The organism is Peribacillus sp. SIMBA_075 (assembly GCF_046534585.1).
Genome location: NZ_JAWRYN010000035.1, coordinates 32,518 through 54,929, shown reverse-complemented (window position 1 = coordinate 54,929; position 22,412 = coordinate 32,518). Strand labels below are relative to the sequence as shown.

General features: G+C 36.7%; 25 protein-coding genes and 1 other annotated feature. Of the genes, 18 read left to right on the top strand and 7 right to left on the bottom strand.

Features of this window, described 5'->3' with window-relative positions; translation table 11 throughout:
- Positions 1–157: 157 nt before the first annotated feature.
- The 8 genes from SB775_RS20565 (at position 158) to SB775_RS20530 (ending at position 7,235) form a co-directional block, all read left to right on the top strand.
- Positions 158–289: a hypothetical protein gene (locus SB775_RS20565; protein ID WP_284149542.1), complete on the top strand. Its 132-nt coding sequence runs from the start codon at positions 158–160 to the stop codon at positions 287–289.
- Positions 290–342: 53 nt separating this feature from the next.
- Entirely contained in the window at positions 343–477 is a 135-nt protein-coding gene (locus SB775_RS20560) for a hypothetical protein (RefSeq protein ID WP_284149541.1), read from the top strand.
- A 94-nt stretch (positions 478–571) separates the two neighbouring features.
- Positions 572–2,458, top strand: a complete 1,887-nt coding sequence (locus SB775_RS20555; RefSeq protein WP_410863065.1) for a B12-binding domain-containing radical SAM protein — start codon at positions 572–574, stop codon at positions 2,456–2,458.
- Between the two features lie 25 nt (positions 2,459–2,483).
- The gene (locus SB775_RS20550) at positions 2,484–3,449 is read left to right on the top strand and encodes a multinuclear nonheme iron-dependent oxidase (protein WP_061464563.1); all 966 of its coding nucleotides are present in this window, start codon (positions 2,484–2,486) and stop codon (positions 3,447–3,449) included.
- Complete coding sequence (locus SB775_RS20545) at positions 3,434–4,228, top strand: hypothetical protein (protein WP_410863063.1); 795 nt, start codon at positions 3,434–3,436, stop codon at positions 4,226–4,228. The genes SB775_RS20550 and SB775_RS20545 overlap by 16 nt, the downstream gene beginning before the upstream one ends.
- Positions 4,218–5,456: a peptide arginase family protein gene (locus SB775_RS20540; RefSeq protein ID WP_410863061.1), complete on the top strand. Its 1,239-nt coding sequence runs from the start codon at positions 4,218–4,220 to the stop codon at positions 5,454–5,456. Before SB775_RS20545 ends, SB775_RS20540 begins: the two co-directional genes overlap by 11 nt.
- Positions 5,453–6,526 carry a metallopeptidase TldD-related protein gene (locus SB775_RS20535; protein WP_410863060.1) on the top strand — a complete coding sequence of 358 codons (1,074 nt, stop codon included), beginning with the start codon at positions 5,453–5,455 and terminating at the stop codon, positions 6,524–6,526. Before SB775_RS20540 ends, SB775_RS20535 begins: the two co-directional genes overlap by 4 nt.
- 13 nt (positions 6,527–6,539) lie before the next feature.
- Positions 6,540–7,235, top strand: a complete 696-nt coding sequence (locus tag SB775_RS20530; RefSeq protein WP_410863058.1) for a cupin-like domain-containing protein — start codon at positions 6,540–6,542, stop codon at positions 7,233–7,235.
- A 331-nt stretch (positions 7,236–7,566) separates the two neighbouring features.
- Here the strand turns inward: SB775_RS20530 and SB775_RS20525 are convergent, their stop codons facing one another.
- Together SB775_RS20525 and SB775_RS20520 are read right to left on the bottom strand one after the other, a co-directional pair.
- On the bottom strand, positions 7,567–7,974 hold the full coding sequence (locus SB775_RS20525) for an HTH domain-containing protein (protein ID WP_410863057.1): 408 nt from the start codon (positions 7,972–7,974) through the stop codon (positions 7,567–7,569).
- A 301-nt stretch (positions 7,975–8,275) separates the two neighbouring features.
- Positions 8,276–8,821: a hypothetical protein gene (locus SB775_RS20520; RefSeq protein WP_410863055.1), complete on the bottom strand. Its 546-nt coding sequence runs from the start codon at positions 8,819–8,821 to the stop codon at positions 8,276–8,278.
- A gap of 664 nt (positions 8,822–9,485) precedes the next feature.
- Positions 9,486–9,723 (top strand) — a binding site (T-box leader).
- Between the two features lie 59 nt (positions 9,724–9,782).
- Here SB775_RS20520 and SB775_RS20515 point away from each other — a divergent pair.
- The 6 genes from SB775_RS20515 (at position 9,783) to SB775_RS20490 (ending at position 14,804) form a co-directional block, all read left to right on the top strand.
- Complete coding sequence (locus tag SB775_RS20515) at positions 9,783–11,132, top strand: amino acid permease (RefSeq protein WP_089363817.1); 1,350 nt, start codon at positions 9,783–9,785, stop codon at positions 11,130–11,132.
- Positions 11,133–11,361: 229 nt separating this feature from the next.
- A complete protein-coding gene (locus tag SB775_RS20510; RefSeq protein WP_061466176.1) occupies positions 11,362–12,018 on the top strand; it encodes a phosphatase PAP2 family protein in 657 nt (218 codons plus the stop codon).
- Positions 12,019–12,265: 247 nt separating this feature from the next.
- Positions 12,266–12,577, top strand: a complete 312-nt coding sequence (locus tag SB775_RS20505) for a hypothetical protein (RefSeq protein WP_410863053.1) — start codon at positions 12,266–12,268, stop codon at positions 12,575–12,577.
- The gene (locus SB775_RS20500) at positions 12,529–13,470 is read left to right on the top strand and encodes a hypothetical protein (protein WP_410863052.1); all 942 of its coding nucleotides are present in this window, start codon (positions 12,529–12,531) and stop codon (positions 13,468–13,470) included. The genes SB775_RS20505 and SB775_RS20500 overlap by 49 nt, the downstream gene beginning before the upstream one ends.
- A 240-nt stretch (positions 13,471–13,710) precedes the next feature.
- The gene (locus tag SB775_RS20495) at positions 13,711–14,040 is read left to right on the top strand and encodes a PadR family transcriptional regulator (protein ID WP_061464555.1); all 330 of its coding nucleotides are present in this window, start codon (positions 13,711–13,713) and stop codon (positions 14,038–14,040) included.
- Between the two features lie 2 nt (positions 14,041–14,042).
- The gene (locus SB775_RS20490) at positions 14,043–14,804 is read left to right on the top strand and encodes an HAAS domain-containing protein (RefSeq protein ID WP_410863050.1); all 762 of its coding nucleotides are present in this window, start codon (positions 14,043–14,045) and stop codon (positions 14,802–14,804) included.
- A gap of 81 nt (positions 14,805–14,885) precedes the next feature.
- Here the strand turns inward: SB775_RS20490 and SB775_RS20485 are convergent, their stop codons facing one another.
- The 3 genes from SB775_RS20485 to SB775_RS20475 form a co-directional block, all read right to left on the bottom strand.
- Positions 14,886–16,274, bottom strand: a complete 1,389-nt coding sequence (locus SB775_RS20485; RefSeq protein WP_410863049.1) for an L-cystine transporter — start codon at positions 16,272–16,274, stop codon at positions 14,886–14,888.
- A gap of 235 nt (positions 16,275–16,509) precedes the next feature.
- Complete coding sequence (locus tag SB775_RS20480; RefSeq protein ID WP_410863048.1) at positions 16,510–17,649, bottom strand: DUF4179 domain-containing protein; 1,140 nt, start codon at positions 17,647–17,649, stop codon at positions 16,510–16,512.
- Positions 17,646–18,212, bottom strand: coding sequence for a sigma-70 family RNA polymerase sigma factor (locus tag SB775_RS20475; RefSeq protein ID WP_410863047.1), 567 nt, complete (start codon positions 18,210–18,212; stop codon positions 17,646–17,648). The genes SB775_RS20480 and SB775_RS20475 overlap by 4 nt, the downstream gene beginning before the upstream one ends.
- Before the next feature lie 347 nt (positions 18,213–18,559).
- Between SB775_RS20475 and SB775_RS20470 the strand changes: the two genes are divergently transcribed.
- From SB775_RS20470 to SB775_RS20460, 3 genes are all read left to right on the top strand, one after another.
- Complete coding sequence (locus tag SB775_RS20470) at positions 18,560–19,072, top strand: GNAT family N-acetyltransferase (RefSeq protein ID WP_410863046.1); 513 nt, start codon at positions 18,560–18,562, stop codon at positions 19,070–19,072.
- A 186-nt stretch (positions 19,073–19,258) separates the two neighbouring features.
- Positions 19,259–19,720: a VOC family protein gene (locus SB775_RS20465; protein WP_410863044.1), complete on the top strand. Its 462-nt coding sequence runs from the start codon at positions 19,259–19,261 to the stop codon at positions 19,718–19,720.
- A gap of 69 nt (positions 19,721–19,789) precedes the next feature.
- A complete protein-coding gene (locus tag SB775_RS20460) occupies positions 19,790–20,647 on the top strand; it encodes a pentapeptide repeat-containing protein (protein WP_410863042.1) in 858 nt (285 codons plus the stop codon).
- A gap of 12 nt (positions 20,648–20,659) precedes the next feature.
- On the opposite strand, the gene SB775_RS20455 is transcribed toward SB775_RS20460, so the two are convergent.
- A complete protein-coding gene (locus tag SB775_RS20455; protein ID WP_410863041.1) occupies positions 20,660–20,941 on the bottom strand; it encodes a hypothetical protein in 282 nt (93 codons plus the stop codon).
- A gap of 179 nt (positions 20,942–21,120) precedes the next feature.
- Between SB775_RS20455 and SB775_RS20450 the strand changes: the two genes are divergently transcribed.
- Positions 21,121–21,858, top strand: a complete 738-nt coding sequence (locus tag SB775_RS20450; protein ID WP_410863040.1) for a MerR family transcriptional regulator — start codon at positions 21,121–21,123, stop codon at positions 21,856–21,858.
- A gap of 77 nt (positions 21,859–21,935) precedes the next feature.
- Here the strand turns inward: SB775_RS20450 and SB775_RS20445 are convergent, their stop codons facing one another.
- Positions 21,936–22,337: a hypothetical protein gene (locus tag SB775_RS20445; protein WP_410863038.1), complete on the bottom strand. Its 402-nt coding sequence runs from the start codon at positions 22,335–22,337 to the stop codon at positions 21,936–21,938.
- Positions 22,338–22,412: the final 75 nt, after the last annotated feature.

Sequence of the window (22,412 nt, the reverse complement as noted above, 5' to 3'; positions counted from 1 at the left end):
GAAAAGCTAGTGGAAAACCTGGAAGTAATCGAAGCTAAAGAGCTGGAAGTGGGGAGTGCATTTCATGCGTTCCGTTTCAATACGTTGGACACAGAAAAATAGATGAGAGCCTGGGAGTTACAGGCCATCGATCATACATGTTAAGGAGGTGAAACATATGACAAAGCAAGTGGAAAAAACAGAAGCGGAAAAGCTAGTGGAAAACCTGGAAGTAATCGAAGCTAAAGAGCTGGAAGTGGGGAGTGCATTTCATGCGTTCCGTTTCAATACGTTGGACACAGAAAAATAGATGGGAGCCTGGGAGTTACAGCATTCCATCATACATGTTAAGGAGGTGAACATATGACAAAGCAAGTGGAAAAAACAGAAGCGGAAAAGTTAGTGGAAAACCTGGAAGTAATCGAAGCTAAAGAACTGGAAGTGGGGAGTGCATTTCATGCGTTCCGTTTCAGTACAGTGACGGGCGCAGAAAAATAAGTTAGATCCTAAATCCATAAGGTGATCCAAAGAGAGTGTTAGCTTTTATAAAACTAGCACTCTCTTTGGATAAATAAAAGGAGAATTTTTTCAGATGAAAAATTCAGATGCCATGATAGTTTTTCCTCCTCTAACTGAAGCCAGGCTCTTTCCGTATTTAAGTTTACCCATGATTACTAGTTTTTTGAGAAGTAAAGGAATGAGTGTAAGCCAAATTGATTTAAATATTGAATTATGCCATACCCTCTTTAGTGAAGATTGTTTAAATGAATATGTGAGCATCAATGAAAATGGAAGTAAAGACTTAAAATGGGTATATAAAGTCGAAATGGCTAAATACTTATTAAAAGAACAAAAGCAACTTTACAATAATGTATTCATTGAGAAAAGATCTTCTGATTCATTGAAGTATGATGTTCGGTTGGTGAGACAAGGCATAGAGTTACTGCTAGTCAATTCGTTTTTAAAACTGGAAATTACCTCATTGGAAGAAATCCTTGAATCGGTAAGGGATTTTAGCTGGAAAAAAAGTGATATAGCAACAAAGACCTTATACGAAAATATCAAAGAGAAAATTCTAAACGATAAACCAAAAATCTTCGCGCTTTCTATTGCTTACTATAGCCAAATATTACCTTCCCTTTTAATATGCAAGTGGATTAGAGAACTTTCCCCCAATACCCACATTATTTTGGGCGGGCAACAAATCATGATTCGTCAATCATCTTTCTTAAGCCTAAATGGATTGAATCAATTTGTGGATTCATTAGGAATTTCAGCTGGCGAAGAAACAATATTCATGTTAAACAGGTATTTGAAAAACGATTGCCAAATCGTGGAGGTGCCGGATATTGTTTGGCTTAATGAAAAAAATGTTGAAAATGTCCCTTCCAAGTCTGCATATAGGATCACAGATGCCTTACCACCTGATTTTTCTGATTTACCGTACAAAAACTATCTAGATGAAGAAGTGCATATGTCTTTGATTACATGTGTGGGGTGTTACTGGGGACGATGCACTTTTTGTTCATATGGTAATAGATCAAGAAAAGAAAAAAGTTATCAGCAGAAAACGGCAAGGCAGGTAGCAAACGAGTGCGAGGATATCATTAACAATTATGGGATTAATAGAATTAATTTCATAGATGAGAATACTAATTTGCGGCTTGTCGTCAATGCAGTCAAAATACTTAAATCTAGAGGTTATGAAATTAAATTCAGTACACGGAACCGTCTTGAGGATGTGTTGTTAGACGCTGGTTTTTGTTCTGAACTAAGTGATTTAGGTTGCATTTTAATGTCTGTTGGCTATGAAACCAATTCTCAAAGGATTTTAGACTCCTTGGATAAAGGAGTGCAATCTAGTAATTATCAGCAGATAATAGATAATTTACATAAAGCTAACATTACGCTGCGGCTGTCTATAATTGGTGGTTTACCTGGTGAAACCGAGGATGAAATTGAATGTTCTGAGGAATTTTTACTTAAAAATCAAGATAAAATTGGCATCGACGTCATGCAAATGCTCGTTCTGGAACCCGGCACTTATATTTATGAGGATACAAATAATCCTGATATCCATATTCAATCAAGCAAGAATCTAAGAGGAAACAAATTACTCAATTATGGGATGGGTAGAATGGGCGCTACATTTCAATACTCTGACGGAATAACATTTGAAGAAAAGCTGAATAGATTCCTGCAGCTGCATAAAAAGATCAACCCCCAAAAGAATGATGAGCTGCCTCCTGATAAATACAAACAGGAAGGACAGGATATCACTTCAAATACCTTATTGATAAACCCTTGGACTAAAATCATTAAGTTAGATAAAACGTATATCATGGATTTTGTTTGGCAAAGAATCTTCTTGGTCCCAGAATCCTTAGAAGTATTCGGAAACTCATTAATAATGAGCAAGGCAGACGATAAAAAGTACCTAGAGTATTTTGTCGAAAAAGGTGTGATTAACCTTAACTAATAAAACCTATGGGGAGGAAAGACTAATGAGCACAGTCTATCAGAAGATAAAATTTCCAGACGTAAAGGAAAAACTTGGACTTGGTTTAGGCATGGATTTACCTTGGGGGGAAGATATAGGTTTTTCAAGCAAAGGGGACCATGACGACATCACGCTTAAGATGAAAGGCTTTTTTCAAAATTATAAAGACGAGTTTAACTATATTTTCTTTGCCTTTCAACCGAAAAATAGAAGTGTGTTAAAAGCCGAGGATTACTTTGATGCTTATGATAGATTATTCGAAGCCAATCCACATCTTAAGGCAAGAGCATTCCATCAAACGATTTTAAATATGGGGGCTACCGAATATTACAAAAAATCGGAAATCATAGAATTCACAAATAAGATTATAGAAAGATATGACATAAGATGGATCGTAGAAGATCTTGGCCTGTGGTCAATAAAAGGAAAAACCGTCCCTTTCCCTTTGCCGCCATATATGACACCAACAGGATTGGAAGCTTGTATAAAGAACATCAACGAATACCAATCTGAACTGGCTGTTCCAGTTTCAGTTGAGTTTCCTGGATTCACTGAAGGTACGAACTTCTTTATTGGGGAAATAAATGGATTTGATTATTTCAGAACATTGGTCGAGGAGACAAACTCCCCGATCACTATAGATATTGGTCATATTCTCAGTTATCAATGGTTGTTAGGAAATACAAATGAAAAGATGTTCAATGGTTTAGAAAAATTGCCTTTTGAAAACTGTTTTGAATTGCACCTTTCAGGCTGTCAAATCATTAAAGGGAAATTCAGAGATCTGCATCATGGAGTTTTAATGGATGAACAAATCCAGCTTTTAGATTACTTGCTTCCTTTATGCCCTAATTTAAAAGCCATTACATATGAAGACCCTAAATATACAGATGAAGGAATATTAATTCCGAAGTCACAGAAAAATTATCAAAGAATGAAGGAGGCAGTTGAAAAATGGCAAATGATTTAAAGCCAAAGAATTATTCACTGGACGAGTTACTTTACAATTTATTATATGATTACCAATATAGAAACAACTTTTTAAATGATGAATTGAATGAATTGAATTTATCAGCTGATAATTTGAATCACATAAAAACAATAGATAAAGAAGAGCTTGCAGCAACGGCTACAACGATTGTAAGAAATTTAATGAGTGGAAACATTGAACATAATGGTGGTTTAAGAACTTCTTTTCCCGGTGTTTTTCAGGCTTTGGAATTCAGTAAAACCGATATAACGCTGCTTATGCATAAGTTCCTGGCGTCCAAACATTTCGAGGGTTACATGGAATTGCCCTATGCTGGGGAAGGGACATGTATCGAGGAAGCGTTTTATAATTATTTGTCTGAAAACGAGGAGTTTATCCTTGCGGCTGAAAATAATCATTTATTATTAAAACACGAATTTTTAAATGCCATTTTATCTATACTAACAGTCAATAAACATCCATTTTTCAGAATAGATAGTGACCTGGTTAAAAATAATGGTCATATTTACTACGCGTACCAAACATATTCTAAAGAAATATCCGAGGCACTAAGTGGAAAAAAAGTAGCTGGTGATTCCGAAATGGTCATATGGCTATATGCAGCGACCGAAAAAAATTTAGTTAGGGGTCCCATTCACCCAAGTATATTAGAAATGGTGGAAATAGGAAGTTCAAGGAAAATAAGCCGTCAACAAAAGTTCAATCAAGACCAGATAGATTGGATTCTGAACTTAGGATTAATCAAGAATGATGGATAAAATATATGTATATGAGGAACATAGTGAAGTATTTTCATATTGGGTCAATGAAATTCCTAGAAATTGCACCTTGGTCTATTTTGATCAGCACTTAGATTTAAAGTTGATAGAAAATTCAAAAATGAAAAGAATTAGTCAGTTCATTAAAGAGGGTCTTTGTATTGATGAATTGAAAAAAGATATACCTTGCAGGGAAGATGGAAGATATTGTTATGGGATTGATGACTTTTTGTACGCCGCAATACAAGAGGGTCTTTTTCGGAAAATTATATGGGTATACCCTCATATGTTAGGAGAAAAGGGTTTTAGTGAATTGCTATGGGGCCTTTTGTCCCTTATACCAAATCATGGAAGAGAATTCATATCAAGCTTTAAAAACGGGAAAAATTCTGCTTCTGTACAATTAAATAATATTGAGTTACATGTCACAAGTATTGATTATCTAGGAGAATTCATAATTAATGAACAGGTTATTGTAGATATTGATTTGGATTATTTTTATGATCCCAAGACTAATGATTTATCCAATGATATAGACGAAACCTTACATGTATTGGGGAGTCTAGGCATCATTAATCAAGTGAAAACAATGACCTATTCAATTAAAAGTGGTTTTCTACCTGAAAGTTTCAGGTGGTTAGGGGAATATATAGCCGGGCAAATGGGGAGGGAAATTGTATATTCCAAGGAAGGTAAGATTTCCCCGAAGGTAACGATGGAGAAAATTTCATCTAATAAAAAGTTGAGTCTAGCTGAAATAGATGATTTAACCTTTGAACTGAAACCATTAGGCGCAATAGGATGGAAATTGAAATCCATTCTCTATACCCAATCTGGTGAAATTGAACGTGCTATGAATTGCTATCAAAAAGCAATTAAAACAGGTGATGATTCATATTGGGCTGCCTATGTTTTAGGCATTCACTTTTTCAAGGATAGTCATTATGAAGAGGCTCTAAATTGGTTTAGTAAAACTGGAAATATAGTGGATACCATCGAGGCACATGGTTTAATATTACGTTTAATTTGTTGCCTTCGCTTGGAGCTGTATCAAAAAGGATATGATTTATCAAAAGATTGCATCGAATTATTGCCTATGAGAATAGAGGGTTATAAATTGGGTGAAGTATTCGCATCAAAACTTGGAATGGAATTACCGGATTTTGACGGAAAGATCCATAACGATCCTTCTCAATTAATAATTAGTCGAGCTGATGCGAAACCATGAACAATGAATATTTAATATCATATGATTCAGCTGTTGAAGGGGTTGTTTCACCAGAGTGCGAGAATGAAAAGAATAAGTTTCTTCAAGAAGAGTTAAATCAATGTTTAACATTCATTGAACGGGATGGCTATGATCACTTAAGGCATTGGAAGTCTTTTAAACTTCGTATCGGTTTGAGCAGTTATGAATTAAAGTATTCCCTCTTTATAATGATTTTAATAGAGACTTCAGCATCTATTATTCCAGTAATATGGCAAACAAGAACTAATAAGTCACCATGTATTGAATTAATCGATCATTTTGAAGTGATTTTAGCGGAAATAGAAGCAGCTTTATATGGTCAGCAACTTGAACGCAAGATTGAAACACAAATTGTGCTTGAGCCATGGACTGGATCCCATTATGTACACGAATGTTTTGGCCATACGTTAGAAGCAGATAACTATCTAGAGTATTTAAAGCCAAATGGCATAACGATGGGATACAAATGGTCAGATTATAAAATTAACGTATTCGATGATCCGACCATTCCTGGTCAAAATGGCAGTTATTTATTGGATGCGGAACAGAATGAAGCATTTAGGACGAACCTAATAAAGGACGGGGTAAACGTAGGTTTGATGCATAATGCAAAAACCTGTAAGCTCCTAGGCTTACAATCTTCCTGTAATGCAAGAAGCGTTGACTCATCTTCACTTTCGATGCCAAGAATGTCAACAACCTATTTGGATTCTGGCAATATGGAAGTACAGGAGATAATTTCAGGAATTGACAATGGGATCTATTGCAGAGGTGCCTGGGGTGGGGGATCACTTGGTTTGAATTTTGTAATCCGGCCAGCATATGGTTTGGTCATTAAAAATGGGAAATTAACCAATAAAATACTTAGAAGATTTGATATTAAAGGAAACAAACTTGATTCAGCTAAAGCTATAAAGTCCCTTAGCAATGAATTGCTTTTTTTTAATCCGGTTTTCGGCTGTAATAAAAATGGTGAAAATAACCTTAGCGTCACCCAAGGTTCACCTCATATTCATTTTGAAAATCTAACATTGTATCCCGTACTCTGAAAGGATGAGCGAATTGATAGAAAAGATACACTATAAAGAATTATCACTAATGGACTTTGAAGAAAATTATGCGGGTAAAAAGCCACTGATAATAACTGGATTAGTAGATGCATGGCCTTCTAGGGATTGGGATACAGACTATCTACAGTCTAATTACGGAGAAAGGGAAATAATCATTAGGAAGTCTGGATACGATCAAGAAAAAAAATTTTACAAATCAAAACTTGGTAAATTCATTGGTATTTTAAATGATAACCCCGAAAAATTGTATTGTGACTGGCCTTTTTCCATAATGGGCAATGAGGATTTAGAGAGTTATTTTGAAAGTCCATCTCTATTCAACCATAATACAATCAAGACAAAAAACAACAAGAAATTAAAATGGATTTTCCTTGGTTCGGTTGGAACAGGAACCCCAATACACCAGGATTTTGAGAAATCACATAATTGGAATGCAGTAGTATTTGGCCAAAAAAAGTGGATTTTCTTCAGTCCTGATGATACTGAGTATGTGAAAGATTTGAAGCATGATTTATTCGATTTGGATTTAAAGGAGGATTCAACTTTCAAATATACCAAGCCCTACATTGTGGACCAGTTTTCTGGAGAATTAATGTACACACCTAAAAATTGGTGGCATACCGTTCGAAATATCAAAACTTCTTTCTCTGTTAGTGAGAATTTCTGGTATAAAGATGAAAAGGAATAATCCTTTTTTATAGGGCAGAGCATCCATCGGCTGGTTCCGAGCCGATGGACAGACCTGTGATAGTTGGAAAAAAATCACTTTTCCTTGGTATAGGCATGGAACCTTCTTGGCAAAGTTGCAGAATACAACCATTGCATCCTATTGGAACCTGCATTCTGGAGAAAATTCTGTTCTAATATAAGAATTTTAGAAGTTTATCAAATTCTTGGTCAGGGGTGTCGTAAAGAGCTTTTTAGCCATTTTTCCGTTCTCCTCTTTCTTTAGCCATTCTACTCTAAGGGAACAGTCTATTCGACGGTATATCCTCTTTTCGGATAATGCTATAAACAAATCATTTAAATATATAATGCAAAAAAAGGACTGTTACTGCAAGTTTGTACCTTTTCTCGATTGAAAGAGAATCTTTTTCTTTCATGAATTTTTCGATATCTTCACATTCAAGATTAGAGAATAAGGAGATCGTCTCTGCTGGTATACCAAATTCATTGTTCAGTGCTTGAGTTATAGCGGAGACCCTTTCATCTGCATCGGTTGAAGGTACACCTATGACTAAAAGGCCCACCAAATCTATTAAGTCCATCATTTCTGTTTGAGTTATAGAAGATTGAATATTTCGACCGTTCGCAAAATCTAAAATGACTTGTTCAGATATTCCGGTAATTTTACTTAATGATGTTGCAGGCATTTTATAATCATTTAGAAGAGTTGTTAATAACTCTTTAGGTTCATGACCAATCATCTTGAATAACCCTCTTTCACTTTTAACTCTATTATATGGAAGTAGACAATATAATTATATATTGTCTACAGTTTTTTTATGGCTTGTATAATTTGAACGTTGATTAGAACGTAGGGCACTCGCTTTCCGCGGGCAGTCCGCCCTCGGATTGCGCCTGCGGAGTCTCCCTTAGACACGCTTTTCCCGCAGGAGTCTCGCACACCCGCTCCAATCAACTTTGTTATAAAATTAAAATCTCTTTTGCCTACAGTCTTAGACAATATAATTATATATTGCCTGCATATTTTTTGAAAAATACCCCTTATTTAGAAACCCAAGTAATGTAATTTGGAACCGTATAAGAAACAACTTTACCGAGGAAAGTTGCTGATCCGGTTAATTGTGCACTATATCTATTATTATATAACGCTTTATATGAAACAGACCCACTAAAACCTGAAACTGAAGTTCTCCCAGAGGATAATCCTGAAGTAAGATTTGTAATAAGCATAGTACCAGTAAAACCAGTAGCTGGTATAGACATAGTTATTTTGTATCTAACTTTACTTCCTTCGGCCCATAAATTTAGAATACCTCCGGGGCCAGGAAAGGCTAATGTTGGTTGGAGAAGGTTGTTATCTAAATTGGTGGGAACTAGAACTAAAGGAATAGAAGCTACTTCACCTTCGGCTAATTTAATTTCCGATAAATCAACTGAGAAAGTATAGTCATCACCTGAATTTTCACCTTCTACTGTATCATTTGATACCAAGTCAGACGAAACAAATTTTTGTTGTTCTTCTGCAAAAACTGATGATGTAGCCATAATCATAAATACTACTAAGATACTTATAAACCATTTTCTCATTCTATCATCTCCTTTAGAATTTTTGCTTCTATTTCATAATAACATAGGTCTTTTTAACTAGTTATATTTTTTGTAAAATTCATAAAATTATTAAATTTGAAAGTTTATATTGGATTATGCGATGAGTTTCATATAGGTGTTAAGATTTGATATAGGACTAATCGATGATTTGCTAGAACTTTAGAAGGTTCAGAAAAAGAAATGAGAAGTGAGTAACATTGGGATAACACTACGTTAGGAGACAATCCAACTGCAGATATATTACCTATTATATAGGTGGAAATGCTCAAGTTTCTAGGGGAATTGTCTGTAAATCTGCTAACGTGTTACGTCTAACGCCTAAAAGCTACAAGGCAGAATACTAAATTAGCAAATATGTAAAAGAGTGATCAAATGAGCAAATCAATAATATCCCGTTTTCCCCAGAAGGTTGTTAGGCTTCTTTTATACTATCCTTTGGGCAAACAAAATCTATAAAGGTTTCAGTGATAACCAATCATACTTTATCATAAATAGTATTTTACTGATTTCATATACTGGCCCATCACGATTTCATATGATTTGTTCCTTTGAATATATTATCCTAAGAAAATTATTGACAAATTTACTTCGAGTCCGTATAGTATGGGATATTATTAAAAATATTCAGATATAATTTAATTTTTGAAACGCAATGATCAGGAGTAGTAAAAGCACATTATTCGGTAAAGAGAGCTGCGGGTTGGTGCAACGCAGTCCAATGATACTTTGAACTTGCCTGGGAGTGGTAAAGTGAAAGATAGGAATTATTCTATTCTTTTGTTTTAACGATTGACCTTCGTTACAAGGTTTTTAAAGCAGGGTTCTAAAAAAGAACCAATAAGAGTGGTACCGCGGTAAGCTTAAGGCATATCGTCTCTTTCTTCATTTGATTATGAAGGAAGAGACGATATGCTTTTTTTGATTTTTGGGAGGTAAGGATATGGAGACGGACAAACGGAATTTACAGAGGACAATGACTTCAAGGCATATTACGATGATGGCATTAGGCGGTGCCATCGGGGCAGGTTTATTTAAAGGAAGCAGTTCAGCCATTGATATGGCAGGACCTTCCGTAATCATTGCGTACTTGATAGGAGGCATCATCCTTTTATTCATCATGCAAGGTTTAGCTGAAATGGCGGTCCGCAATAGCGGTGCACGTACATTCAGGGATTTGGTCCAATCGATTTTAGGAAAGTATCCTGCCTATTTCCTGGATTGGATCTATTGGAAAATGTGGGTATTGAATATCGCGGCCGAATCAGTGGTTGCGGCGATTTTCCTTCAATATTGGCTGCCTGGATATCCAATCTGGATACTGGCATTAGCTGTTTCGGTTTTAGTTACTGCGGTTAATTTGCTGTCGGTAAAGGTTTTTGCTGAAACGGAGTACTGGCTTGCTTTAATTAAAATTACCGTCATCATTGTGTTCATCATGGCTGGATTATTGTTATTGCTTGTGACTTTTGGTGATCATACAGCCGTCGGTTTCTCTAACTTGACTGAGCATGGCGGTTTCTTTCCAAATGGATCAAAAGGTTTAATCACCGCGATGCTGGTGGTAATCTATTCATATGGCGGAACGGAAATTATCGGGGTCACATTGGCTGAAACGAAAGATCCTGAAAAAGTGGTTCCAAAAGCCGTTCGCAGTACATTGGTAAGGATCATTTCCTTCTATATCATTCCATTTTTCATCATCGTTAGCTTAATCCCTTGGAATGAAGTAAACGGTGTGCCGGAAAGTCCGTTTGTGATGGTCTTTCAAATGATCGGGATTCCAGGTGCAGACCATATTATGAACGCCGTCGTTCTGCTGGCGATCATTTCATCGATGAACTCTGGATTGTATGGTTCATCCCGCGTTCTATATACACAAGCGGTGGACGGTCGCATTCCGAAAATCTTTTCACGGTTATCCAAGAAAAAAGTTCCTGTTTTCGCAATATTAATGTGTACGTCGGCTTTATACGGCGGTGTACTGATTTCCTTATTTGCTGGAAGCAAGACCTTCGATTTCCTAATGGGATCGCTGGGATATACCGTATTATTCATCTGGTTGATCATTGCATTCGCCCATTTGAAATCACGTAAACAACAGTCCGGAAAAACCAGTGCCTATTCGGTTAAATGGTTCCCGTATACGACATGGGCTGCGATCATCGCTTTAATAACGATCCTGATCGGAATCATTTTCACGACATCCATAATCGTAACGATCATGACACTTTGCATCTACATTTTCATTACCTTAACGTATGTATGGAAAAGACGCCATAACAAAATCTAGAGAAAGCAGTGTTATCACCTTTACCTTCTCGCATATTCATTTTAAATTCCAAGCCGTGGTAACATACCATGGCTTTCGTTATGTATTTTGGGTCTGGTGAAAAGTAAGAGATATCCATTTTACTAGTTCATGGGAATCATTAACTTAAGCAATTAAAGAGTTAATCTAGTGAAAAATGTTGTATAATAATCTTTGGAAAATAACCAATATATTGAAAGCTGGAGCGAGCATGAAAAACAATTCTATCTTATCCTTTCACCCATTATGTTATTTATTACTTTTAGTTATTACAAGTTCCATCTACTCGGTAATCAATCAATCCACAGGTCACGCTGTCGATGTTACGACTATAATAGATGGGGAGATTCCCTTTATTAAAGAATTTGTCGTTCCTTATTTACTTTGGTACCCGTATATTTATGGATTGCTGATTTACTACTGTTTCGTTGACCGAAAGCATTATTTTGTGGCATTAGGCAGTTTGGTATCAGGGAAACTTATCTGTTTTCTTGTATATTGCCTGTGGCAATCGACAGTCCCGCGTCCAGAAGTGGTGGGGAACGATATCTTTGCCCATTTAATGCGAATTGTTTATAGTCATGATCAACCTGTTAACTGTCTTCCCAGCATTCATGTATTGACTACATTCATCATGATGATCGTCGTTCATAAGCGGAAAGAGCAGCATAAATGGGAGTACATCAGTGTCACTACATTGGGAACACTGATTATCCTTTCCACGCTATTCACGAAACAGCATGCTGTATTGGATGCACTCGCAGGAATACTTCTTGCATGTGGGGTATATGCTGCTGTCCAGTATATGTTCCAATCGTTATCGGCTTTTCAGACCAATCATTACGCAGCGAGGCAAATGAAAAAGTGATTACAGGCCATAAAAGAAGGAAAATGCCACTGTAAGATATTCGCTCCCATGGGCTGATATTTTACAGTGGCATTTTATGTGGAGTTCATTTAAAAACAACAAGAGTATTGAAAATTGACTATGTTAATAATGAAGGTTGATCAAGTAGACAAGATAACTCGAAAGATGAAGGTGGGATTTGGATATTTATGTTAAAATGTATAGAGAGAATTGAAAGAGTGGACATTTAAATTAGGGGAGGAACAAAATGACTCATTATCTTAATCGAATTGCTGAAGACTTGTTTAAAGCGAAATTGGAAAATTATTGGCCGGGTTTTGAACTTGTTGCATATGCATTATATGATAAGAAAAATGTTTATCTATTCAATCATCCTAAATTTAGTAACAATCAACAATCTACATATCATATTTTAAGTTGGGATGTGCAGTTTACTGGAGACACAATCATTCTGTATGAAGAATACCCACTGCAATTGTTAAGATGGAATCGTATGAGGAATATGAAGGTTTGTATTCAATACTTGTTCACGAATTATTTCACGGCTATCAGTATATAAAAGGTGAAAAACGGTTTCCTGATGAAATGATGGGAATCACATATCCGTTGTCAAAAGATAATGTGGAATTACGAAATCAGGAAAGAACAAATCTTTATAGTGCGTTGTTGGAAAACAACATTATTAAGAAGAAACAATATCTTCATAATTTCATAGCCTTAAGAGAAAAAAGAACAGCCAAGATTAAAGAGTATTTAACATATGAAAAATTAATTGAAACCGTTGAGGGACCTGCGTGGTATGTGGAATTAAAGGCTTATTCGGAAAAAAGCCCAGATGATTACCATTCAGTTTTAAAAAAGTATGGACAACAGCTACTAAACAAATATGAATCTACTTCTAGTATAAGAAGGAGTTGTTATAGTTCCGGTTTGTTTATGTGTTTATTGCTGGAGGAGCTTTCACCAGGCTGGATGGAAAGTTTTTTTGGTATAGAAGAAACAGTATATGACCTAGTTAAAAAGCATTCCGGTGACTATATAAAATATCCGATAGCAGGTGTGAAAATAAGTTCTGAAACAGAGAAAGCAGTTAATTTTGCTTTAGAAAAGAGAAAAAATGAATTTGAAGAATTTTATCAACAAGCAGGAATTCATCTATATATTGAAGGGGAAATAACTGCCAAAACCTATGATCCGATGAATATCATCCCCTTAGAAGATAGACTTTTACATAAGAGCTTTTTAGAAGTAAGAATCAACAATGAAGCTTATCATATTCAACAACCCGTTATTGCCTATTTTGGAAATGGAATTCAAAGCATAAATAGATTACATCTGATTTTAGAGAATAAACCCATTGAAAATATTGATTCGCTTACAATTGATGGTGTTGGTGAAATAAAGGGAAGATATAAGAAACAAGAAAATACCTTGCATTTACTTATTAAATAAAATGTATCCGGCAGTTTAACAATAAAATGGACATTAAAAAATAAGTGGCTCTAATAAATCGCCAAAAATTTTAACATAGCCGAAAAAAAGAAGAAATTCCACTAAAGGAATAATATGGGATTAAACACTTGCAATACAAGGTAGTTAAATGTAAAATAAAGTATATCTTCCTTTTTTAAGTAATATTTTTTAAACTAATACCTTGTTATACAAGACAAAGGGGGAGGTGATTTAATATCCATGACATCAACTCAAATGCTTAAAGGGATATTGGAAGGTTGTCTGTTAGCAATCATTAAAGAGGGGGAGGTTTACGGGTATGAATTAGCCGAAAAGCTTGGGGGATATGGATTTGATTCTTTAAGTGAAGGTACCATTTATCCATTATTAATACGCATGCAGAAGGAAAAATTAGTAATTACGACTTTAAAGAAATCTACAGCAGGTCCTAGTCGGAAGTATTACTCTTTATCTGAAAAAGGCGAAAGCGAACTGGAAGTCTTCATTGACCGCTGGAATAAGCTAAGTTCAAATGTAAATAAAATAGTGAAAAACAAAGGGGGAATGTAAAGGTGCTTGATGTTAACAAAGCGTTATCCAAGGAAAGTCAAAACTTTTTAGAAAACCTCAGATTATACCTTTTTTCAAGTGGAAAGAAAACGGCTGAAATCGAGGATATCATCGAAGAGTTAGAGGTCCATCTTCTTGAAGCTGAAAGGAATAAAAAAAGCGTGGAACATATCGTAGGCAGAAGTCCAAAAGAATATATGGAGCAACTTTCTGATGAAATGTCTGTTGATTTTATGGGATGGCTGAAATATATAGTGATAATTTTAATCGGGGCATTTTCCTATTGGATTATTGCAAAAGCTATAAATGGTGGTATTGAATTTTCATTGTGGGAAATCATTGGTTATCCTTTTGCTGGCATACTTTCGGTATTCATTTATATGATGTGTTTTAGGTATATGGCTAGTCATAAATTATCCAAGGTAAAGCAAGGTGTACTCCTATATGGACTAGGCATAATCTCGATTGCGTTATTTGCAGGTTTAATTATTTTTAGTGGCATTTATAGTACAACTTTTATAAAACTTGATAACACAGGTAATATTATTGCTGTTATACTAGCCATTTCAATATTCATCCTCATATCCTTATGGAGCAAATCCTGGGTTTCCATCATCATTCCGATACTCCTTTATGCACCTGAAGTTTTATTGAAACAGACCCATTACCAAGGGAACGTTATTTTGATACTGAGCAGTTTGATAACGATGCTGGGTATCCTTCTTTATTGTGGATATACGATCAGGAAAACCAAAAGCAGTTGAAGTGATTTTTATACAGGTTCATTAGCCTATACAAAAAAAGCACCAGACTTCCTATGACAGGCAGTCCGATGCTTTTTTCTTTTACATTTCAGCTTCTATTTTCAAAGATGATTCTTCGCTGAACTGTTCCTTATCCAGGTCGCCTGTTATTTTACTAGTCAGAATACCGGAAGTCATGCTTCCGCTGACATTCACAGCCGTTCTTCCCATATCGATCAATGGCTCGACGGAAATCAAAAGTCCAGCCAAGGCGATTGGCAAGTTCATTGCAGATAATACTAGAATGGCAGCGAAGGTTGCTCCTCCGCCTACACCTGCAACCCCGAAAGAGCTAATGGCCACGATGGCAATCAACATGGCTATAAAGGAAGGCGTTAGTGGGTCGATTCCCACCGTTGGAGCGATCATGACCGCTAACATGGCCGGATAGATGCCGGCACAGCCATTTTGACCGATCGATAAGCCGAAGGACCCGGCAAAGTTGGCAATTCCTTCGGAAACCCCTAATTGTTTTTGTGTTTGAATGTTCAATGGAAGTGCTCCTGCACTTGTTCTTGACGTGAAGGCAAACGATAATACCGGGAAAGCTTTTCTCAAGTATACCATTGGACTCAATCCTGCAAGCGTCAGCAATAACAAATGAATGAGGAACATGACAATCAGGGCGACATAAGAGGCCCCCACGAATTTCCCCAACTTCAGGATGGCATCCAGATCACTCGTAGCTACCGTCTTCGTCATGATCGCCAAGATCCCGTATGGTGTTAAACGCAGGATCAATGTGACTACGCGCATGATGATGCTGTGCAATGTATCTACTATTTTAGCAAAAAATTCAGCTTGATCAGGCTGCTTCCTTTTGACTCCTAAATAGGCAATTCCAAGAAATGCAGCAAAAATTACAACGGAAATGGTTGAAGTCGGACGTGCTCCCGTTAAATCAAGGAACGGATTAGACGGAATCAATTCAAGGATTTGCTGCGGCATCGTTTTATCCTGAATCGTACCGTATGTTTCCGATATTTGATCACCACGGCTTAACTCTGCTTTCCCCTGCTCAATTTGAACGGCTTCCAAATTGAATACAGTTGCAGAGGTGATCCCCACGGCGGCTGCAATCGCAGTCGTTCCAAGCAGGATTCCGATGATCAGGACACTGATTTTTCCGATATTACTAGTTAGTTTCAATCTTGTAAATGCGGATAAGATCGAAATGAAGACAAGCGGCATGACGATCATTTGCAGGAACTTGACATAGCCGGAACCTACAATGTTAAACCAATCGACCGATTTAATGATCGCTTCTGACTGTGGTTCATAGAAATACTGCAAAAGAAGTCCGAATACAATCCCAAAACCAAGTCCAGTAAAGACCCTTTTTGTAAAAGAAATATGTTTCTTATTCATGTAAAATAAAACGCCTAAAAGAACGAGCATTATGGCAAGATTTAAAAACACATATCCAATCATATCTATTCCTCCTAATTCCGATTAACCAAATAAGAATAATGAATATCTGAAGACAATGATACATCATCCGTTGATTTTTTACCAGAAGAAAATAATTTATTTTTGACTTTTGAAGGGATTCATGTATATATCCATATTCACGAACTGGATTAGAAGGAACAATAAAAAGGAGGCATACATGAACCCTTTCCGCTCTCGGATCAGGATTTCTGTATACCTCTCGTGAATAGAACGGTTATTTCTTCAAATCAATCATGATATCGTCCAATACCAACTCTTTCGGAGCATTTTTTGGTTTTGATGGGAAGGATGACACCTTTTCTTTACCATCTTCCGTTATGGTTACTTCCCCATGATTCTCTGAGGTGAAATTCCGTAACGACAAATGAGGAGTTGCAATCAGTTTCGTAGCATTCTGATCAATTTTTTGGAAGGTTTTACTCCAGCTCATATTATAAGAACCCAAACCCATTCCTCCGTTGCCTTGACCAGAGTAAACATTTCCTAAGTCATCTTTAATGGTCAATTCAACATAGACGTCATCCCACTTGTTTTTAACCAAGTCGGAAACTTCTTGATTGTAGTGAACGACAAATGACATCGGTGATATCGCGATTTTTTCAACGGAAACCTTTACTCCATATTGATCTACACTTTTATTGATGACCTTCTCGTTGCTTTCGGTTGCCTCTAAAGAGAAGGCAAAGTTCCAATTTCCTTTTATCTCTTTATGCTTGTCAGTAATACTAATGCTGTTTATATCCCAGTCTATATTTACCTTATCTTCTTTAAGATCTTCTAAATTACTAGCCGTTAATAAGCCTACATATTTTTTATCAGCTACTTTTGTAACTCCATCCGATCCTGCTTGGGCTTTCATTTCTTTTATATTCGGGCCGGGAATATAGAATGATCCATCCCCTAAATCTTCTTCGCTTTCAATAGTATAAGTGATGGTTACCGTTTTTCCGTCATAAATGGCGTCATTTATCGTGAAAGTAAGGCCATTGCTTTCTTCGGTAAGGCCAATTTCGTTGGAGTAGGCCTTATAATCACCGTAAAGACCCTTTCCAGTATTCTTGATATCATCATAGAGACCCGTTTTTCCATTACCTAAAAAGCTGAAAATATCTCCTATTAAAGGAATGCTTTTAGCAGAAGCGGTAAACGAGAATCCTATCGTTGCGGTGGATAATCCGAATATAATGGAAGCAGCCAGCACATTCTTCTGCCAAGGCTTCATTTTTTTCTTCTTGCTTATTGATTTTTTGAGTGATCTTTTGATTTTGGCTTTTTCTAGTTCGGTAACTTCCATTTCCTTAAATTCAGTTTCGTCTATGTCCATATCATTTAATAATTCATAAATATCCTTCATACGACGCTGCCTCCTAACTTAAGACTCGTAGCTTTTTGACTTAGCTTCTTTTTCCCTCTATAAATACGATTGTCTATTGATGCTTTGGTCAACCCGAGTTTTATCGATATATCCTCATTTTTCAAACCCAGAAAGTACTTCATGATAAAAATATCCCGATCAACAGGTTCTAAGAGATTGATTAACTGAAGCAGTTCTTTTCTGTCTTCCAATATAATCAGTTCATCTTCTACAGATTTTTCTGAATCTACTTCTGTGTAACCTGACGTAAGCTCCATTTTCTTCATGGCTTTTCTGTAGTAATCAATCGCTTTAAACTTAGCGATCGCACAAATCCATTTTCTGAAATCTGTTTTATCCCCATGGAACTTTTTCGAATTGTTCCAGATTGAGAGAAAAATATCATTGATGCATTCCTCCAGAACACCGTCGTTCTTGAGTGGTGAGAGAACCTTATATGTGACCCCTTTGATTAGTGGCAAATAGGTATCCACTACAAATTCCAATGCCTCCTCTTCTTGGCGTTGCAGCCGCTCGATAAAATTTCCTTCAGTAGACTTCATGATCATGATTCCCCTCGTTTTTTTGTAAAAGCTTTTACAACTTATACAACGTATGTAAAAAGATTTATTCTCAATTATTTGTGGAGTTTTATGGAAATTAGTTGGGATGATGGGTTTATAGTATTTGGAATGATATGGTATTGAGGGTATCACGATTTGTCAGTATGTGACAGTGTTATCCAAATGACAGCATTAAACGATCAAAAATAGATTCTTTACTAAAGGCACATGCTTCCTGCTAAAAACTGTTGAATGAAAAAAAAACTTTATCCATTTACAGGAAGGATAAGCCCTTGGTTTTCTTGAATGATAGGTAATACTTAGCGTTTTTGGAAAGGGATGAAGGAATGAAGGATATATACATTGATAGGCTTAATGAACAGGATGCACAAGAGTTATTTGCATTTGAATGCAATAATAGAAGGTTTTTCGAGCAGACGGTCCAAAGTCGGGGAGATGATTATTATAGCTTTGGAACGTTTGAAATCAGGCATAAGGAATTATTAAAAGAACAAGAAGGTGCTATCTCCTCTTTTTATCTGATTAAGGATGGTTCAGGCATAATCGTCGGCAGGATTAATCTTGTGGATATCGACCCCATGAATGGTACGGCACATGTCGGATATAGAATTGGTGAAGCGTTTACGCAAAAAGGGATAGCGAACGAGGCTTTAAAGCTTTTGGTTAATCTTGCGCCGGAATTGAATGTGACTCAAATACATGCCAAAACGACAAGCAGCAATATGGCTTCTCAAAAGGTTTTAGGGAAAAACGGTTTTGAAAGGATTTCGATTAATACGGAAAATAATGCGGATACCGGTCAAAAGGTAACACTCTACCATTTTAGTAAGAACCTATAAATCCACATTCCTCTATTAATAGACCGCATTCCCAAGAATGTATCGTGAAGTACCGAAGGGCAAGCGAGGATTGACCGCTTGACAATAGCAAAGGATTTAAGAGCTGAAGCAGCAATGAAGAAATAATCGCGAGATATTTTCCCGGCAAAAGGGTTCATTACTTAAAAGGAGAAAGGAGAATGTAATATGATAGAAGGTTTATATGAAGCCCATTTACCCGTTAAGAACCTGGCCATCTCAATCGATTTTTATAAGAAAATAGGCTTGAAACTAGCCTGGAGGGATGAAGATACTGCCTTCTTTTGGATAGAGGAAAACAAAAGCTGGGTGGGCCTATGGGAAGGGAAAGAATATCAAACTCCCTACCACCCTTCACTAAGGCATATCGCCTTTAGGGTATCTTATGAAAATATGAAAAATTCGTTAACTTGGCTTCAATCTCTAAAAATTGAAGTCGTCCCTTTTGGTAAAAGGACAACCATTGAACCTTTTGTGCGTCCGAACCAAGGAAACGCTTCCGTCTATTTTACTGATCCTGATGGCAATAGTCTGGAACTTATGTGTTCGGTAAAAGTCCCTGATGCATATAAGCATATGACCGAAAAACTTTCACTTGAAGAATGGGAAGAACTAAAGTCTATCTTATAGAAGAAAAAATCTACTAGTATGAAACGATTTTAGATAGGCAGAGCCAGTTTTTAAAGGAAGGTGTAAGTATTGTTCAGTCAATTAACGGATGACGATAGTATTCCTAACAATTTGCGTGCAGACTGTGAGTATTGTTTTGGTTTGTGCTGTGTAGCTTTGCCTTATGCAAAATCTGCTGATTTTGCCTTTGATAAAGATGGAGGTACACCATGTTCAAACCTGCAATCAGATTATCGTTGCGGCATCCATGAAAATCTCAGAGCAAAAGGATTTAGGGGCTGTACGGTATATGAATGCTTTGGTGCCGGTCAAAAGGTATCCCAAATCACTTATGATGGAAACGATTGGAGAGACAACCCAGCGTCAGCAAAGGAAATGTTTGATGTATTTCCTATTATGCAACAACTTCATGAAATGCTTTGCTACTTAAATGAAGCACTGAATTTAGAAGATGCGAAACCACTTCATCGGGATTTGCAGGCTGCTTTTGAAGATACGGAATATCTTACTAAGCAAAATCCAAAGTCTTTATTGGAATTAAATGTACCAGCCCATAGAGCGACCGTTAATGATTTACTACTAAGCACAAGTGAACTGGTACGTGCAAAGGTTTCATTTAAGAAAAATCAAAAAAAACAGTACAAAATAGGCAGGGGCAGCGACCTTATCGGTGCAAAGTTGAGAGGTGCTGATCTTAGGGGAGCGAACTTAAGAGGAGCTTTGTTTATTGCATCTGACCTCAGGGAAGCTGACATGAGAGTGACTGACCTTATCGGCGCCGACTTTAGGGACGCTGATTTAAGCGGTGCCGATCTCACCGGAAGTTTCTTTATCACACAAGCACAAGTTAACTCGGCCAAAGGCGATATGCATACAAAATTACCGCCTTCTTTAAGCATTCCCGATCATTGGAGAAAAAAAGTGTAGCTAAGATCGGAGCTAACTTTCATGCAGAGCAAATGCTTCATTCACGAGTAAAAGGCGAAAATTCACGAGTAAAAGGCTCAAACTCACGAGTAAATGGCCAAAACTTACGAGTAAAAGCGTCAAATTCACGAGTAAATGGCTCAAACTCACGAGTAAAAGGCCGAAACTCACGAGTAAAAGGCCAAAATTCACGAGTAAAAGCGTCAAACTCACGAGTAAAAGCGCCAAATTCACGAGTAAAAGGCTCAAACTCACGAGTAAAAGGCCGAAACTCACGAGTAAAGCCCAACTCACGAGTAAAGCCCAACTCACGAGTAAAGAGGGAATTTTAATTTGTGAACTCTGACTATCATTCGATTCTTCATTAGGAAGGATCGTCTTTTCAAGTTAGGCGGAAATTTTTCATTTTTTTATTTGACTCTCACGTTGCGTAATACCTTACAGTAAATGATATCGAAAGGAGGTAGGAAGCAGTGGCAATGAAAGTGAAAGAACTAGCCGGTTTAGTTGGCATTAGTGTGCGGACACTGCATTATTATGATGAAATCGGGTTATTATCGCCGGAGGAAATAACCGATGCAGGTTATCGCCTTTATTCGAATGATAATCTTGAGATGTTGCAGCAAATCCTGTTTTTCAGGGAACTCGACATGCCTTTAAAGGAAATTAAACAAATGATAAGCAGTACTTCGTTTGATAAACAAGAAGCGTTAAGGCAGCATCAAAAAATGTTACTGGAGAAACGCAGTCAACTCGATAAATTAATTAACACGGTCGATAAATCGATTAAGCATATGAAAGGGGAAATTCAAATGACGGATAAAGAAAAATTTGAAGGGTTTGATTTCAGTCAGAATCCTTATGAAGAAGAAGCCCGAGAGCGTTGGGGGGATAAAGCTGTCGATGAGTCGAAGGCTAAAGTGGCGGGTATGTCCAAAGATGCACAGAAAATTGTATCGGATATTTATATAAAACTTGCGTCAATCCGTACTGCCTCGCCCGAGTCGGAGGAGGCACAAAAAGCAATTAAAGAATGGTATGACTGTTTGAACAATAACTTCGGAACATACTCACCGGAAACTTTCAAAGGATTAGGACAAATGTATGTGAATGATCAACGCTTCACCAAAAATATCGACCAATATGGGGATGGTTTAGCAAAATTCATGTGTGATGCGATGGGGCACTTTGCTGACGCTAACAAAAATTAAGTCTCAAGACTAAGAAATTTCCAGATGGAAGGTTGCTGCGGCAACCTTCTAATTTTGAGTCAGGCAATATCCAACCCCTATGGCCTGTACCCATATGAAAAACTGAATATGAACATGAATAGTAAAAAAAGGGCCAATGATGGAATGAAACTAACGATCACCCATCCCTTCGCTTCCTTACTTTTCACACTTGTGAACCATTTAAAATAGATGAACAGGAGTATTATTAAAAAGGACCATAAATAATAACCAGTCATAGTGTCAACCCACGCTGAATTTTTATCCCAGTAAGCGTCAGGTACAGGAGTGATATTCTCGTACTGTTTATCAATTTTATTTTTAGTGGTAATGAAGAGATAGGAAATGACAGAGTAATAAACGGCAATGGCGGCTTTTACCCACCAAGGTAAGAATCGATTGGAAATCACTATTAAAAAGAGGATGGCCAGAAAAATGAATAATTCGATATATAGCTCCAAAATAAAAACACCTCCATTTTATATAGTATAATGAATATGTAAAAATTCCCATTATATTATTGTAGACTGCGAGGT

What these genes read in the sequence shown, in the direction of transcription:
- SB775_RS20565 (WP_284149542.1), top strand. Translation starts at nt 158, where the DNA reads ATGACAAAGCAAGTGGAAAAAACAGAAGCGGAAAAGCTAGTGGAAAAC.
- SB775_RS20560 (WP_284149541.1), top strand. Translation starts at nt 343, where the DNA reads ATGACAAAGCAAGTGGAAAAAACAGAAGCGGAAAAGTTAGTGGAAAAC.
- SB775_RS20555 (WP_410863065.1), top strand. Translation starts at nt 572, where the DNA reads ATGAAAAATTCAGATGCCATGATAGTTTTTCCTCCTCTAACTGAAGCC.
- SB775_RS20550 (WP_061464563.1), top strand. Translation starts at nt 2,484, where the DNA reads ATGAGCACAGTCTATCAGAAGATAAAATTTCCAGACGTAAAGGAAAAA.
- SB775_RS20545 (WP_410863063.1), top strand. Translation starts at nt 3,434, where the DNA reads ATGGCAAATGATTTAAAGCCAAAGAATTATTCACTGGACGAGTTACTT.
- SB775_RS20540 (WP_410863061.1), top strand. Translation starts at nt 4,218, where the DNA reads ATGATGGATAAAATATATGTATATGAGGAACATAGTGAAGTATTTTCA.
- SB775_RS20535 (WP_410863060.1), top strand. Translation starts at nt 5,453, where the DNA reads ATGAACAATGAATATTTAATATCATATGATTCAGCTGTTGAAGGGGTT.
- SB775_RS20525 (WP_410863057.1), bottom strand. Translation starts at nt 7,974, where the DNA reads ATGATTGGTCATGAACCTAAAGAGTTATTAACAACTCTTCTAAATGAT.
- SB775_RS20520 (WP_410863055.1), bottom strand. Translation starts at nt 8,821, where the DNA reads ATGAGAAAATGGTTTATAAGTATCTTAGTAGTATTTATGATTATGGCT.
- SB775_RS20515 (WP_089363817.1), top strand. Translation starts at nt 9,783, where the DNA reads ATGGAGACGGACAAACGGAATTTACAGAGGACAATGACTTCAAGGCAT.
- SB775_RS20510 (WP_061466176.1), top strand. Translation starts at nt 11,362, where the DNA reads ATGAAAAACAATTCTATCTTATCCTTTCACCCATTATGTTATTTATTA.
- SB775_RS20505 (WP_410863053.1), top strand. Translation starts at nt 12,266, where the DNA reads ATGACTCATTATCTTAATCGAATTGCTGAAGACTTGTTTAAAGCGAAA.
- SB775_RS20495 (WP_061464555.1), top strand. Translation starts at nt 13,711, where the DNA reads ATGACATCAACTCAAATGCTTAAAGGGATATTGGAAGGTTGTCTGTTA.
- SB775_RS20485 (WP_410863049.1), bottom strand. Translation starts at nt 16,274, where the DNA reads ATGATTGGATATGTGTTTTTAAATCTTGCCATAATGCTCGTTCTTTTA.
- SB775_RS20480 (WP_410863048.1), bottom strand. Translation starts at nt 17,649, where the DNA reads ATGAAGGATATTTATGAATTATTAAATGATATGGACATAGACGAAACT.
- SB775_RS20475 (WP_410863047.1), bottom strand. Translation starts at nt 18,212, where the DNA reads ATGAAGTCTACTGAAGGAAATTTTATCGAGCGGCTGCAACGCCAAGAA.
- SB775_RS20470 (WP_410863046.1), top strand. Translation starts at nt 18,560, where the DNA reads ATGAAGGATATATACATTGATAGGCTTAATGAACAGGATGCACAAGAG.
- SB775_RS20465 (WP_410863044.1), top strand. Translation starts at nt 19,259, where the DNA reads ATGATAGAAGGTTTATATGAAGCCCATTTACCCGTTAAGAACCTGGCC.